This window comes from Thiorhodovibrio litoralis (assembly GCF_033954455.1).
GTDB lineage: Bacteria > Pseudomonadota > Gammaproteobacteria > Chromatiales > Chromatiaceae > Thiorhodovibrio > Thiorhodovibrio litoralis.
Genome location: NZ_CP121473.1, coordinates 985,146 through 1,000,273, shown reverse-complemented (window position 1 = coordinate 1,000,273; position 15,128 = coordinate 985,146). Strand labels below are relative to the sequence as shown.

Here is a 15,128-nt window from a genome sequence, read left to right as displayed (position 1 = left end):
TCCATGGACACCCAACGCATCACTGATGCCCTGCACGAGCGCTTCCACCAGGACGGACACCGTCTGGTGTTCTGGCACGACCCGGACCGCGCCTTCGAGGAGAACCTGCCGGCGCTGGTCGAGATGCTGGACGGGGTCAGCCTGCTGCGACTCGATGAGCATCCGGCCCTGGAGGTCAAGGTGCGCCTGGAGCTGGACGACCCGAGTGGTCGCTATCTGCTCTACGCCCCGTGCGCACCGCCCGCGCCGGATGAGGACTGGCTGCTGGATATCCGCCTTTACAGCGGCAGCTTCAGCGCCGACCGGGCGTCGATGGTGCTGGCGGATCTGGGGCTGTCCACTCAGTCGTTGCGCGCGCATCTGGCCGAGCGGGCCAGGTTCTTCGCCAGTCGCGAGCGGCTGGAGCGGCTGAAGAAGCTGGTCAGCGCCGAGGATGACGCGGCGACCATCGACCGCAAGATGATCGCGGTGCTAATCAAGGCCGATCACCCCGAGTGCTTCACCCTGTTGATCACGCTGCTGGATGCCATCCCCCAGGGCCAGTTCGACGAACCGCCGGCGGTCTGGGCTGAACTGGCCAAGTATGGCCTTGAGGCGGCGTTCTGGGAGCTGGTCGCGGAGTCCTTCGGGTGGCGCGAGGATGCGCCCTCGCTGCAAGGCCTGCTGATTCGACTGCTGGTCTCCGACCTGGCCCATGCGCTGGGGTCGGCTTTGCCGGCCGGCCTGGTGCACTTGGTGCTGCCGAAGCATGGGGTCGCCAATGCCGTGGTGTGCCTGGCGCAATGGCGCGACAGCCGCGCGCGCAGCCCCTCCTATGAGGAGCTGTCGGCCCAGGTCGCCGAGGCGATCAAGCTCGATCAGCAACTCGCCGGCCTGGCGCTTAATGCTCTGTTGGAGGCCAAGACCTTCCTCCAGGTCGAGCAGGCCATCGCCCGCCGGCTGCGCGACCGGGTGCTAGAGACGGCGGACACCATCGACGCCGGGGCCATTCGCGACCTGGTCTCGCGCCGCCAGGATGGCTATTGGGCCTCGACCACGCTGGCCGACACCCAGGCCGCCCCGCGCCAGGCGCTGCATGCGGTCTATCAAGCGCTGGCGACGGCGGCGGAGCTGTTCGCGCGGCACAATGCCGAGGCGCTGAACCCGGAGCCGGCGACGGCGCGGGATTTGTTCACCGCCTACACCGGGCGACTGTATCGCTTCGACCAGCTGTATCGGCACTTCTGCGTCTGCGCCGATGCCGCCGAGGCGCGCGACTGGGACATCCTCAAAGCCCTGCGCGAGCGGGTCGAGCAATGCTATGGCCAGGGCTTCGTGGCCGAGTTGGCCTTGCGCTGGAACCAGCATCTGGCCAACGGCCTGCTGGCGCACTGGCGGCTGCCCGAGGCGCCCAATCAGCACGACTTCTTCGCCCGCGAGGTCGCGCCCTTGCTGGCGAAAGGCGCGGATCGGCGGGTGTTTGTGCTCATCAGCGATGCCTTGCGCTACGAGGTCGCGCAGGAGCTGACCGCGCAGCTCAACGGCCGCTATCGCTTTGATGCCAAGCTCAGTGCGCAGCTCGGCGTGCTGCCGTCCTATACCGGGCTGGGCATGGCAGCCCTGCTGCCGCACCAGCGGTTGACCTACGACGCCAACGTCAACCCGCGCGTGGACGGCTTGCCGTGCGGCTCGCTGGAGCAACGCGCCAAGGTGCTGGCCGCCGTCGAGGGCATCGCGGTCCGGGCCGAGACCTTCATGGCGATGAAGAAGGACGAGGGCCGCGCCTTCATCAAGCCCTATCGAGTGGTGTATCTGTACCATGATCGCATCGATGCCATCGGCGACAAGCTCGCCACCGAGGCCGAGACCTTCCACGCGGTGCGCCAGGCGCTTGATGAGCTGACGGACCTGGTGGCCAAGATCGTCAACAGCCTGAACGGCAACCAGGTGCTGATCACCGCCGATCATGGGTTTTTGTTTCAAGAGCGCCCGCTCAGCGAGACCGACAAGAACGCCCTCACTGACAAGCCCGCTGGCACCCTCAAGGCCAAGAAACGCTATCTACTCGGTCATGACCTGCCCGAGAGCAACCAGGCCTTTCGTGGCTCGACCGCCAACACCGCTGGGGTGAGCGCGGAGGGTGATGACCCGGTCATGGCGTTCTGGGTGCCCAAGGGAGCCAATCGCTTCCACTTCATCGGCGGCGCGCGCTTTGTCCATGGCGGGGCGATGCCGCAGGAGATCGCGGTACCGGTGATCCGGGTGCAGCATTACAAGGGCGGCGACAAGGCCACCAAGACTCAGATCAAGACCGTCGGGGTCAGCGTGCTCGGGAACAATTTCAAGGTCACCACCAACCGCCACCGCTTCGAGCTGATGCAGAACCAGGCCGTCAGCGAGCGGGTCAAGCCGGTCACGCTCAAAATTGCGCTCTACGACGGTGCCGAGCCGGTGACCAATGTCGAGACCCTGACCTTCGACAGCCCCTCGGCAGATATGAATCATTGGCGCAAGACGGTGAGCCTGACGCTGGAAAGTCGCCCATTCGATAGCAAGCGGGTCTATCACCTGCTGTTGCGCAACGCCGAAACCGACGTGGAAGAAGCCCGCTTCGACGTCACCATTGACCTGCTCTTTGCCAATGACTTCTGATTCCCTCGACTTCTCAGCCGCTGCTGCGGACGCAGCACCCGCGACACTGGAGGCACAAGATAGTGCCATGCATGATGTCGATGCGCTGCTCAACCGGCACTTCAGCGGCAAGGTGGTCCGCAAGGATCTGACCAAGCGCATCAAGGAAGGGGCGAATGTGCCGGTCTATGTGCTGGAGTATCTGCTCGGCATGTATTGCGCCTCCGATGACGAGGCGACCATCCGCGACGGGCTGGAGACGGTCAAGACCATCCTGGCCGAGAACTATGTGCGCCCGGACGAGGCGGAGAAGATCAAATCCAAGATCCGGGAGCGTGGCAGCTTCAAGGTGATCGACAAGGTCACTGTGCACCTGAACGAGCGCCGCGATGTCTATGAGGCACTGCTCTCCAACCTGGGGGTGAAGGACGCCGAGATCAGTGGGCGTTTCGTCAAGGATTTCGAGAAGCTGCTGGTCGGCGGCATCTGGTGCATCGCGACGGTGCACTATTTCTATGAGGAAGGCAGCAGAGGCTCGCCGTTCAGCATCGGCGAGCTCAAACCGATCCAGATGCCCAATCTGGACCTGGAGCAACTGTTCGAGGGGCGACGGGGCTTCGACGAGGCGCAGTGGATCGATGTCCTGTGCCGTTCGACCGGCATGGAGCCGACCAACCTGGATGAGCGGGTCAAGTGGCATCTGTTGGCGCGGATGATCCCCTTCGTCGAAAACAACTACAACGCCTGCGAGCTGGGGCCACGCGGCACCGGCAAGAGCCATATCTACAAAGAGATCAGCCCCAACAGCATCCTGATCTCCGGCGGGCAGACCACGGTGGCCAACCTGTTTTACAACATGGCGCGGCGCACCATCGGACTGGTCGGGCTGTGGGATCTGGTGGCCTTCGACGAGGTGGCCGGCATCGCGTTCAAGGACAAGGACGGGGTGCAGATCATGAAGGACTACATGGCCTCGGGCTCCTTCGCCAGAGGGCGCGAGTCGATTCAGGCATCGGCCAGCATGATGTTCGTCGGCAACATCAACCAGCCGGTCGATACCCTGGTGAAGACCAGCCACCTGCTGGCACCCTTTCCGGAGTCGATGATCGATTCAGCCTTCTTCGACCGCTTCCATGCCTACATCCCGGGCTGGGAGGTGCCGAAAATGCGCCCTGAGTTTTTCACCAACCGCTACGGGCTGATTACTGACTACCTGGCCGAGTTCATGCGCGAGATGCGCAAGCGTACTTTCTCCGACGCCATCGACCGCTGGTTCCGGCTCGGCAAGGACATGAATCAGCGCGACACCATCGCGGCGCGGCGCACAGTGTCCGGGTTGCTGAAGCTGCTGTATCCCGCCGGGGACTTCGACAAGGACGCCGTGCGCCGGGTGCTGATCTATGCCCTGGAGCTGCGCCGGCGGGTCAAGGAGCAGCTGAAGAAGATCGGCGGCATGGAATTTTTCGAGGTGCATTTCTCCTTTATCGATCAGGAGACGATGGAGGAGACCTTCGTCAGCGTGCCAGAACAGGGTGGGGATAAGCTGATTCCGGACGGGCTGCTCAACCCCGGGGTACTGCACACCATCGCGACGGGCACGAGCGGGCATCTGGGCCTGTACCGGCTGGAAACCCAAACCACCGCCGGCAGCGGCAAGTTCGCCACCTCCGGGCTCGGCAGCAACAGCGCGGCCAAGGAAGCGACCCGCATCGCGTTCGACTTCTTCAAGGCCAATCTGCCGCGCGTCAGCGGACTGGTGAAGGCCGGCGATCACGACTATCACCTGCATACGGTCGAGTTGCACAACACCGGCGCGGCCAAGGCGATGACGCTGGCCAGCTTCGTCGCCCTCTGCTCCGGCGTGCTGCGCAAGCCGCTGCAGGGTCAGCTGGTGATCCTCGGCGACATGAGCCTGGGCGGTAACATCGTGCCAGTCGAAAACCTGGCCGAATGTCTGCAAGTGGCCTTCGACTCCGGAGCCAAGCGCATCCTGCTGCCGATGGCCAGTGTCGGCGACATTCCCAGTGTTCCCGGCGAGTTGTTCGCCAAATTTCAGACGGCCTTTTATGCCGATCCGGTGGATGCGGCCTTCAAGGCGGTTGGGCTGGAGTGAGGGGCAGAGGGTGACCGGTCAGGATGCCGGGGTTTGCGTCTGATTAGGGGTTGGGGGCTGGTCAGGAACCGTGATGAGTCGCTGCGGTGATCTCAATCATAAAGTAGCGGGTCCAACTAGTTACGCCATAGCCAGGCGCGCGGCCCGTTTTTTTAGACGGGCCGCAGTAGGTTATTCGCCGGCTCCAACCGGGACCGAAGGGCGCTCCCAGTATGGGTTGCCATCCGGCAATGCGGGAATTTTCTGGCTCATCTGTGAAATCGCGTTATCGATCTCGGGTATGGGCGGAGGTTGAATGGCCTCGAACTCGGTATCGTCATAGACGTATTTACCGCTACCACTTGGATACTCGACGCCGAGTTTCAAATTATGTTTCTCGCCATCGACTGGCACATAGGAGCGGAACGTCAGGACGTAGTCGCTCTGCAGAATGTTCTGGATTTCCTCCACAACACGCTGCATTCGATTGGTGGTTTCATCGACAAGGTAATAGATCCCGAAGGAATTCTTGGATAATGCCTCGAGGTTTTTGAAATAAGCCGGGTCGATGCGGGAATACGCCAAGGAGTAAATAGGCACGGGTATTGCCAGATTCGAGATCCGCGTCATCAGTTCGTCACGCGATATCGAACTGCCCTCGTCTTTGCCGTCCGAGAAGACCACAAGGGAGCAGGACACAACATAATTTCCAGCCCCCACGACAGTGCCTTGCGAAGCCATACCGCACATTTGAAGAGCGGCACCCACCGCATCGTAAAGCCGGGTTTTCTCGCCGTCGGCCTGGATATCAGCGATACGCCGCGCGAGCGCCCTCTCATCACGCTCAAAGGGCGACACGACCTCGTAGCCTTCTTTCGTATCGCGGACAGCCAAAACCGCCACTTCATCTTGAGGACGTTTACTCTCAATGTAGCGGATTGCGGCTCTCAGCATCTCTTCAAATGGCTCTCCAGTCATGGATTTGCTGGCATCAATGATGAGAACACTGCGGGTCGCCTCTTCGCGTTGCCGGATAGACTGAATGCCATATTGCCTTTTCATCGGGTCATAGGTGCGGCCCTTGACCATGACACCAATATTGCGCTCATTGAGGTTCACCAGAGGCTGCATGTTCGAGTCGAAAGTTCGAAAATACACTTGGACGAAAGGGTAGAGCGCATAATCGGCGCGATAAATTTTGAGGCCGTAACTCCCTGGAGCGGCAAAACCATAGCCCAGCCCCTGGGCTGAGACCACCTGCAGACTCATCAGCAAAAAACCAAACAGCAAAGCCGCCAAAGAAAGGCGCGACATAGGCTGCGCAAAAACTCTTGTTACTTTTCGCATCGTATCCCCCAATCGGTTTTACTTTGATTGACCAACATGGATTTCAGGCGACTAAAACAGCCACCCGATTCGTTTCGCCTCGGCGAAACCATAGAAAATTTTCAGAATTCAACGAGAGGACTGAAGCTCCGGCGCATCGATCTAACGAACGCATCGGTTGACGCCGTCGGCAACAGCTCAATTCGCAAGTCCAAGGGCAACAGCATTCCGGGATCACTGGCATTTAGCGCCTCAGTTGAAGTTCTTTTAGAGCTTCCGGTCTTTCAGCTTAAGGGCGAAAACGGTTACCAAGAGGAACCCAGCCGCTTGGGCGGCTAGCGCCCGCAGGCCCGAGGCCCAGTCGGCCACCACGGGTATGACAGGTTGGCCATTCGGACCAAGCAAATCAAGCAGCTCGGTGCTTAGGGTAGCGCGCATCGCATCCAGCGCCCAGTATGCAATCACACCGACCTGAGCAAAGGTTTCAGTGAAACCGGAAAGATCGACCACTGAATTGGACAGGATGAACTGGGGAATCAGCAGCAGCGGCAAGGTGGCAATTGCTTTGTCATTGGTGTTGACCAATGCACTCACGGCAAGTCCCATGGCACTGGCGCCGAAACCGGCAAGAAAAAGCACCGCAAGGCGCTCCCCAAATGACCCGGGGAAATCGATCATCAGGCTGACGATGGCCAGAAAGCTCGCGCACTGAATCACGCACAAAACCGCGAGCGGCAATAATTTGCTGAGCAGATAGGCGGGGATGCGCACTGTTACCGAGCGCTCGCGCAAATAGACGGGCAGCTCTTTGACGATCTCGCGCGCCGAGTTGATGCAGCCAAACCAGATGGCCGAAAGCACCAGCACGAAAGCAATCTGACTCTCGGCGGCGGCTCGCTCCGGCAGGCTGCCCTCGGTCGTGAACACGCCTCCAACAACCAGCGCAATCAGTGGAGCCTGCAACAGCAACACCGCCAGATTGAGCCGATCCGACAATAACAGGTCGATATAGCGGCGCGTCAGAGTCGCGGCCTGACGCAAGCCGAACCAGCCATACAAACCACCACCCTGCGGCGCGGGCCGTTTTCTTGGCTTACCCGGCCCCTGTCCTGGAGCAACAGGACGCTTTCGGTTAGCGACATAGTCCCGGTATTGCGATGACTGGCGGAAACGCGACTCCCACAGCTTGGCATCTTGTTGATCGAGCCGCTCATAGACATCGGACAAGCGTTCGACACCAAAGTAGGCCGCCGCCTGATCGGGAGGGCCATAGTAAACCAGGCAACCACGATGCAGGAGCGCAACCAGATGACAGGTGTCGATGTTCTCGAGGGAATGAGTGACGCAGACAACGGTTTTGCCATCGGCGGCCAGCCCTTCGAACAGCCGCATCATCCGCTTGTCGGTTCCAGCGTCAAGCCCGCTGGTGACCTCATCAAGAAACAAAATGTTTGGATTGGCAACCAGTTCGACAGCCAGGCTGACGCGTTTCAGCTGCCCACCGCTCAGCGGCTCGGGCGTATCCACCGCCAAATCGGCCTTTTCCAGCAAGCCGACGCGGTCGAGCACCCGTTCGATATTCTCATCGATCTCCGCGCGACTGGTGTCCAGGGGCAGTCTCAGCCTTGCCGTGTAGCCCAGCGCGGAACTGACCTTGATCTTGCGGTGGACAATATCCTGCTGCGGCACATAACCGATGCCCGAGCGGAAGAGGTCGAAGGCGGAATAAAGATCGATCCCGTTATAGGCCACAGAGCCCGAGGTTGCCGGACGACGCCCATTGAGCGCATCGAGCAGTGTCGACTTGCCCGAGCCACTGGTGCCGAAGATCACGACGAACTCGCCGGGCTCGATGCACAGATCGATCTCATCAAGCAGCCGACGCGGCTGGCCGGTTTTGCGATCCTTGACCTCGCGGGTCAAGCCGGTGACTTCAACCCGGATGCGGTTACCTTCCTCACACGGGTCAAGTGCCTCGCCGGTGAACTGAAACAACAGGCTGCCAAAGGCGACGCGATCCCCTTGACGCAGGGCGACCCGTTTCTTGATCCGCTGACCGTTGATCGAGGTCCCATTGGTGCTCTTGAGATCCTCGACCCAAACCTGCCCACCACGAATGGCGATCCGGGCGTGGCGTCGCGAGATGGTCGGTGCATCGATCGCGAAACCACAATCGGGCGAACGCCCGACAATGATCTCCGTCGCTTCATCAACAGGCTCCGCCGCCTCGGGCTCTAGTGCTGGGGATTGTGAATCCGCGCCAAGCTGCGGACAGGCCAATTGCACGGAGATCAGACCAAGCATCAGCCAATCGCCGTGCCTGAACGGTGTAGCCCTGGTAACAGCGTCCCCGTTGACACGCACCAAGGCGCCGTCGAGAGGCTCGACAAACAGACCCTGCTCGCGCCAGAACAAACGCGCGTGCCGCTCGACGACCGAATCGTCGAACAGCCGCAGACTGGCGTCTTGCCCCGAACCAATCAGGCAATCGCTCTCAGGCGTCAGAGTCACCCGCCCGACAGCGCTGCGCCGGGTTCGGAATTCCAGCTCGAGAGTTTGCTGATCCACGCCTTCCCCTTAAGTCAAACTGCGATCCGATGCACAATTTAGCGTATTCTGCCACGCGGGCGAAACTAAAGATTCCCACGGCTGTTCAATGAGTGCCGTGCGAGGGTCTGACAAATCGAGGGGACCAATGGCTGGAGGCCAATGACTGGGGCGTCAACAAGTGGGACACCGATGGCGAAGGCAGAGCAAAACTGGTCGACGCCAAAACCGGGAGGCTGTCAGCGGTTATCGATACCAGAGGTCTGTGACCAGTCAGACCACGACATTGTATTGCACGCCGCTTTCCTCGGAAGGAAGCGCAAGCCGCACAGCGATCTCTACACGCTGGCGCATGGCGCTGCTGGCAGCGACAGATTCCTGGTCATCGCCACTAGAGGCCCCATTTGTCTGGGATTGCGCTGGTGGTGATTGCATTGACTGGCCGTTGGACTGGCTGCCGGCAGCGACCCGGGCGCGTGCACCGAGCTCGGCATTACTGCGGCCGGCCTGCCCTGTGGCAACCGGCTGCTGCTGTGAGAAAGCCGAGTCGATCGCGGCCTGTCGCTCGGAGAAAGGCGCCTTGGCATTGCTCTGTTCAGGCGCATTGAGCGCACGGGCGCTCTCCGGGCGCGCGGACATCTGCCCGAGCCCGAGACGCTCGGACCCGGTTGGACGCCCGTTTGGAACAAATGGTACATAAATGGGCGCAGCTTCGATCATCTTGAGGCCCTCCCTTCGGGTTCGCGATTACGCTGCCTGTCCGTTGCGCTGCCCAAGGACGCTTTATCGCCGCGTCACCTGGGTTGGCTCATCCCTGCTCAAGCCGGACGCAAAACCGGTTAAGAAACCAGCAAGGTCGGGCGCACAACCAGCGCTTCTCAACGCTCTCTTAACTTAATTATAGCCCAGCTCTCCGCATAGGTCACACACCTGATCGCCAAAGCATTTTTTATCCATGCCAGACTGGCTTGACAGCGGGCGTTGGATGCCAGGAACACCAACACAAGCGTCAAAGTCTCGACAGGCGCCCCTGCTGTCTCGCGCCCGCGCCGCAGAAAGAATAGCAAGTATCCAACTAACGTTTGTATTTATTAGAAATTCCACCATTGGCACCGAATCTGCTTTGCGTCTGTCAGCACGCACCAGGCCGCGCCCAGGTCCCCGCCAAGGGGAATGCGCATGGCCAGACCTTCCTCTCCGCATGACAGCGGCATCAGAGCAGGCTCTATCATGTTCGACACCATTGCCCTTGGTTTGATTACTACCCTTAATCGGCTCGATCCTATTGTGGTGATCGGCGTCTTTACACTGCTGTTGCTGGCGATGTTTGGCGCCGCGCTGATGGCAACCGCGCTCAGAAAAGGCGCCGCCTTTGCCTACAGCGTACCTACATTGCTGACCACACTCGGCATTCTCGGGACCTTTCTGGGCATCGCCATCGGACTACTGCAATTCGATGTCAGCCAGGTCGAATACAGCATTCCGACGCTGCTTGAGGGCCTCAAGCTGGCCTTTATCACCAGTATTGTCGGTATCGCGCTCAGTGCCTCGCTACGTCTGGTGCTGGTGCTGGGCGCCGGCGCGAGACAGGCCGGAACAGGCGCCCAGGCCGCGGCTGGCCAGACTGACGACCAACGTCAGATGAAACTCGCCGAGGCGCAGCTTGCCGCCACCAAGGCATTGAACGACGGCCTGCACCGCTTCGATGAACGCCTGAATCAAACCATGGAAACCCATCACCAGCGCTTAATCGAGGGGCTGGACGGTTTCGCCGCCCAGTTGAGTGAGCTTGGCTCGCGTCAATTGGTCGCCGCGCTTGAGGAGGTCATTCGCGACTTCAACGACAAGCTCGGCGTGCAGTTCGGCGAGAACTTCGCCCGCCTCGACGGCGCCGTGGGCAAGCTGCTGAAGTGGCAGGACCAGTATCGCCAGCATATGGAAAGTCTTGGCAGCCAGCTCGACCATGCCACCGCCGGCGTGGCCAAGTCCGAAGCCACCCTGAAGACACTGACCGACCAAGCGATGCGTATCTCCCAGCATGTCGCGGATCAGCAGAGCACCCTGTCCAGCCTGAGACGCGAAACCATGGAGCTCGAAGCCCTGCTTGGCGCCATCGCCGAGCTGCGCGACAAGGCGAAAGACGCCTTCCCGGCCATGGACAGCCGACTCACGGCCATGCTCGAGAGCATCGAGAATGCGGTGCTTGCCGCGCAGAACGCCGAGCACGGCTATAGGGAACCGCCGCCGGCCCATCGCCCCGGCCGCCACAACAATCCCGATTTTCAAGGGATCGCTCTGGGTGAAAGACAATGAGAGCAATAAGCCTTCCAAACCAGCCCCCGATGACGGCGGACTCTGACGACGGTAGCCATTGGCTGGTGGTGTCCGACCTGATGGCCTCGCTGATGATGATCTTTCTGTTCCTTGCGCTCTTGCACATGGTTCAGCTCGAGCGCAGTCATCAGGTCGAGACCGAGGTCCGGGTCACAGCCGCAGAGCTGCGCCAGGCCATTTATCAGGCACTCGAAGAGGAATTCCGCGCCGACCTGCCGCGCTGGAACGCCGAACTGGACCGCCCCACCCTGACGCTGCGCTTTCGTGAGCCCGAGGTGTTGTTCGATCGCAACTCAGCAACCATCAAGCCAGAGTTCGAAGCCATCCTGAACGACTTCTTCCCGCGCTATGTGCGCCAGCTCGAGCCCTTCCATCAGGTGATTCGCGAGATTCGCATCGAGGGGCATACCTCCAGCGAGTGGGGTCCTGACAGCAGCCCGCTCGAGGCGTATTTCTCCAACATGGCGCTGAGTCAGCAACGCACGCAGGAGGTGCTGCGCTATGCCTACGGACTTGACGCCGTGCAACAGGCAAGCTGGTTTCGCGAGCGCGTGGCTGCCGTGGGTCTCTCATCCTCGCGGCTGGTGCGCGATGCCCAAGGCGCGGAAGATGCGGAAGCTTCCCGACGGGTGGAGTTCAGCGTGCTGACCAATTTCGAGGCCAGTCTGCTGGCCGGGCGCCCGCTTGAGCAGAACCCCGAAGCAACCCCGCCTCCAAGAGTGCAATGACCGTGCAGCTGGCGTCAAAAAACCGACAGCGGCAAGATGAGGCCCGGGCAAGCGCCCGGGCTAAGGCGCTCAGCCAGCCAGCTCCGGATCATGCAGCGCCTCGACCGACAGTACCTGATACTGGGCCTGTTCGATGACCGGCAACAAGACATCGGAGGTGATGCCAAGTCGCGACCAGACGCACGAGTCGATTGGCGGCGCATCGCCCCAGTCACGCGAATCAAGTTCGGCGAGATGCGCGCCCGTGTTAGCGACATGCACCAATGCAACAGCGTTTGCGGAACTCTCGGGCGCTGCGCAGGGGTCATGATGGAAGCGCAAGATGTCACACAGCGCCTGTGGCAGCCCCCAATGCTCGGCTAAGGCGCCGCCAAGCTCGGCGTGATCGAACCCAAGCTGCTCATGTTCCGCCGTTTGCGGACTGAGCGCCTGAGGGGCACTCAGGCTGTTCAAGAAAGCGCGCTGGGTTTCCTCCGGTGCCTGCGAGAAAAGCACTAACTGCCCAAGGTCATGCAATAGGCCACCGAGAAACACAACACCCTCAAGCGAGCGGTGGGTTTCCTCAGCAAGCAAACGCCCGATCACCGCACAGTAGGCGGAATGACGCCAGAAGAATTCCAACGGCAGCAGCTGCTGCGGCGGCAGGCGATCGGTTGCCCCGGTGACCGCGCCGGTAATGACCAGACGCCGCACCTGCTCGCGTCCGAGCAGCGCCAGCGCACGATCGACGGAATCGACCGTGCGACTTGGCGAGAAGGCCGCACTGTTGGCCAGCCGGAGCAACATGGCCACCAGAGCCGGGTCCTGCGCCAGCGTCTTGGCAATCTGCGGCTGTCCGCTGTCCGGATCATCGAGCAGACGCATGACCTCGCCCACAACCCGCGGAATGGCCAGCAGCTTTCCGGTCGATTTAACGATTGACTGAATCGTCATGGATGACAATACGGGATCCCCCTTAGCGCGCGAATATGCGTCATGTTTGGCAATTGCCAGCCGAGCCCGAGCCCGAGCCATGATTTGGTCGCCCGAACAGCATTCCCTCTCAGTCTAGCCCAGGTGATCCCAAAAGACAGGTACCAAATCTCAAACCCGTCATCAAACCTCAAACATGCCCTGCAAGCGCTCAAGCGTCGCCTCGCTCCCCTCAAGCTCCACAACAGATCCGTCCTCGCCGGGTAGCTGCATGTTCAAGGTAGCGAAAGCCGGCACTTCAGCCGCTGGCGGACGAGGCTGGCCATGGTGAGCCAGTGCTGCCCAACGCGAAACAATACTGAGGCTGGCATAATCGGGCTCGGACGCATTGTAGTCCCAACTCATTGCCTGCTCGGCCACCGCCACCAGGTCTGAACCCAGCTCCCAGTAGTTGACCACCAGAACGCCGGTCAAGCTCACCAGCTTCTCAAGCAACTCGTCGAGTTCCGAGCGCCCGCCGGCGCTTTCGCCGAGTTGATCAAAAAACTGAACAATGGGCACGGCGCCAACGCTCGCCAGCAGACCAGCCAACAAGGCGCGGTCCGGATCGAGCAGCTTCAGTTTTTGGGATAATAGCGAACAGTAGGCCGAGCGCAGCACACTTTCTGCCCAAACCTCGGCCATTACTTCCCGGGAAACCTGCCGCTTCGCCTTGAAGACCTGACGCAAGGCAAGATTGGTCGCGAGCATGCGGGTGTTAGCAAAACCAATTCGGACAATCGCGTCGCGGACGGAGGTAATTTCCTTCGCCGCGCGGAAACGGGGACTGTTGGTCGCAAAAATCAAAGCGCCGGCAAGGGTCGCATCGCTCTGAATCAGCTCGGTCAATTCCGCGATACCGGTGTCCGGGTCTTCAGTCAGGCGCTGAATGCGCAACGCAACCTCGGGGCGCGCGGGCAGCTCCAGGCGGTTGGAATTGATCTGCTCATAGAGCCCGGCGAGAAAATCCCCCTCGGCATCGTCAAGCTCAAGCTCATCGACCTCCGCGCTATCACTCGCGCCATCTGGTAATAGCTCCCGCGGCACGCCAAGAAGCAGACAACGCGCCTGGGTGATGATGGTATCGTCATCCGAGCCAGTGTCGTCGAAAAGCTCAACCGGATCGCTCAGCCCCAAGCAGCTGTCGAGCTCGCGCTCAAGCCCGTTGCAGGAGCGCATGACATTCCCATCAACCAGAAACAATCGTTGATCGCCAATTTGATGGCGCGCCAGACGCTTGCCCTGATCGATGCGCACAAGCTTCCCCCGCGAGCCAAGCTCGGCGCGCGCCTGCTCAGACAACCCTTTGGTGATGTCCATCCCCGCAAGCACGGTAGAAGGGGTCAAGTCCTCTGACATAAAGCAAATCCCGTCAACTGGGCCAAACCTTGGAACTTCTTATAGTCTAGCAAGAACCAAGCTATCGGTAGTCAGAATGGGGGGAAGAATGCCTTTGATGCCACAAAACGCTTAGCAGATGATTGGAAAACCCTGGACTGTTGGCTCATGCCCGCCCCAAAGCGAATACGCTTGAGCGGAGCGGAACAACCGGGTGACGCGCCGCAGAGGCGGGCGGCGCGGGATTTGGAGCACCCACTCGCGGGTGACGGATGGGCTGGATTGCTAACTGTCCAGACGCGGACGGCGCAACTCTCCAAGGCTCCAGAACTCATGGCCGCGCAGGTAACCGGCTGAAACCTGCTCAACCAGAGCCATCACACGCCCATGATCGTCGCGTTCAGCCACCCACTCGGCTGGCAGCGAGTCAAGCAGATGCACGCTCGACAAACGCCCGTCATCTGTCAGGCAAAGACGCACCTCCCCGTCGAGCTCATGGCGAAACGCCGGCAAAAAACCGGCTGCCAGTGTCGGCGGATGGGCATCTTCCGGCGCGGCAAACGGAGGCACGGAGCTGGCTTGGCTAACGACTTGTTGAAGCATCATGGGTGCGGTCCTCGATACGAATCTTACCCAGGATAACGACGCATCCGCTTAAAACTTGAAGACGGCGGCCGATACAGTCACTGTATGTAACGCGTCGAGATCGAGATAGTCTGACGTGGAGTCTGGACTTGCTGGAAAAACGCATGCGCGGCCCTTGTGTGATCCCGTTGTGAATTCCCTGACGTGATAGCCTTATTTGATCCCACGATGTGATCACGATCACAAATGACCGACTCAGCTGTCCAGCGGGACAAAGCGTCGTGACTACTCCACCAGCAATCAGCTAAACTATAGTCAGAAAAGGAATTTTCTTCCACTCAAACCGCAAAATGCGCCAGCGCGCGGGGTCATGCCTGGCGCGCATTGCAAACCGGAGGGAGCTACCGATGGATGTTTCTTCAGTCGCAGGAATCGCAAGCCTGGCGACCAATGCCAACAATTCCCAGACCAACGAAGCTGTCGACATCAGCGTGTTGAACATGGCACTGGATGCACAGGTGCAGGGCGCGGCCGCCTTGATCGAGAGCATCGCCGAAAGCCCGCAAGCCACCGCATTGCCGGACAATATCGGCGGCAACATCAATGTGACGGCCTAA

General features: G+C 60.5%; 11 protein-coding genes. 5 read left to right on the top strand and 6 right to left on the bottom strand.

The genetic code is table 11. The features are described 5' to 3' along the window. Positions 1-3 precede the first annotated feature (3 nt). On the top strand, positions 4-2,631 hold the full coding sequence (gene pglZ, locus Thiosp_RS04445) for a BREX-1 system phosphatase PglZ type A (RefSeq protein WP_201066864.1): 2,628 nt from the start codon (positions 4-6) through the stop codon (positions 2,629-2,631). Next, positions 2,621-4,723 carry a protease Lon-related BREX system protein BrxL gene (gene brxL / locus Thiosp_RS04440; RefSeq protein WP_242518577.1) on the top strand — a complete coding sequence of 701 codons (2,103 nt, stop codon included), beginning with the start codon at positions 2,621-2,623 and terminating at the stop codon, positions 4,721-4,723. The genes pglZ and brxL overlap by 11 nt, the downstream gene beginning before the upstream one ends. A 171-nt stretch (positions 4,724-4,894) precedes the next feature. Here brxL and Thiosp_RS04435 read toward each other — a convergent pair whose 3' ends face one another. The 3 genes from Thiosp_RS04435 to Thiosp_RS04425 form a co-directional block, all read right to left on the bottom strand. Beyond that, positions 4,895-6,049 (bottom strand): vWA domain-containing protein, encoded by a 1,155-nt coding sequence (locus tag Thiosp_RS04435; protein WP_201066863.1) that lies wholly within the window; start codon positions 6,047-6,049, stop codon positions 4,895-4,897. Between the two features lie 246 nt (positions 6,050-6,295). Then, complete coding sequence (locus Thiosp_RS04430) at positions 6,296-8,596, bottom strand: FHA domain-containing protein (protein WP_201066862.1); 2,301 nt, start codon at positions 8,594-8,596, stop codon at positions 6,296-6,298. Between the two features lie 252 nt (positions 8,597-8,848). Next, positions 8,849-9,295, bottom strand: coding sequence for a hypothetical protein (locus tag Thiosp_RS04425; protein WP_201066861.1), 447 nt, complete (start codon positions 9,293-9,295; stop codon positions 8,849-8,851). Positions 9,296-9,805: 510 nt separating this feature from the next. Between Thiosp_RS04425 and Thiosp_RS04420 the strand changes: the two genes are divergently transcribed. Together Thiosp_RS04420 and Thiosp_RS04415 are read left to right on the top strand one after the other, a co-directional pair. Continuing rightward, positions 9,806-10,888 carry a hypothetical protein gene (locus Thiosp_RS04420; protein WP_201066859.1) on the top strand — a complete coding sequence of 361 codons (1,083 nt, stop codon included), beginning with the start codon at positions 9,806-9,808 and terminating at the stop codon, positions 10,886-10,888. 29 nt (positions 10,889-10,917) lie between these two features. Further along, the gene (locus tag Thiosp_RS04415; protein WP_242518576.1) at positions 10,918-11,637 is read left to right on the top strand and encodes an OmpA/MotB family protein; all 720 of its coding nucleotides are present in this window, start codon (positions 10,918-10,920) and stop codon (positions 11,635-11,637) included. A gap of 69 nt (positions 11,638-11,706) precedes the next feature. On the opposite strand, the gene Thiosp_RS04410 is transcribed toward Thiosp_RS04415, so the two are convergent. The 3 genes from Thiosp_RS04410 to Thiosp_RS04400 all read right to left on the bottom strand — a co-directional run bounded on the left by Thiosp_RS04410 (position 11,707) and on the right by Thiosp_RS04400 (position 14,532). After that, positions 11,707-12,570 carry an HDOD domain-containing protein gene (locus tag Thiosp_RS04410; RefSeq protein WP_201066855.1) on the bottom strand — a complete coding sequence of 288 codons (864 nt, stop codon included), beginning with the start codon at positions 12,568-12,570 and terminating at the stop codon, positions 11,707-11,709. Between the two features lie 162 nt (positions 12,571-12,732). Further along, positions 12,733-13,947, bottom strand: coding sequence for an HDOD domain-containing protein (locus Thiosp_RS04405; protein WP_201066853.1), 1,215 nt, complete (start codon positions 13,945-13,947; stop codon positions 12,733-12,735). A 264-nt stretch (positions 13,948-14,211) separates the two neighbouring features. After that, positions 14,212-14,532 carry a hypothetical protein gene (locus Thiosp_RS04400; protein ID WP_201066851.1) on the bottom strand — a complete coding sequence of 107 codons (321 nt, stop codon included), beginning with the start codon at positions 14,530-14,532 and terminating at the stop codon, positions 14,212-14,214. A 386-nt stretch (positions 14,533-14,918) separates the two neighbouring features. Here Thiosp_RS04400 and Thiosp_RS04395 point away from each other — a divergent pair, with 386 nt between their 5' ends. Further along, positions 14,919-15,128 (top strand): YjfB family protein, encoded by a 210-nt coding sequence (locus tag Thiosp_RS04395; RefSeq protein ID WP_201066849.1) that lies wholly within the window; start codon positions 14,919-14,921, stop codon positions 15,126-15,128.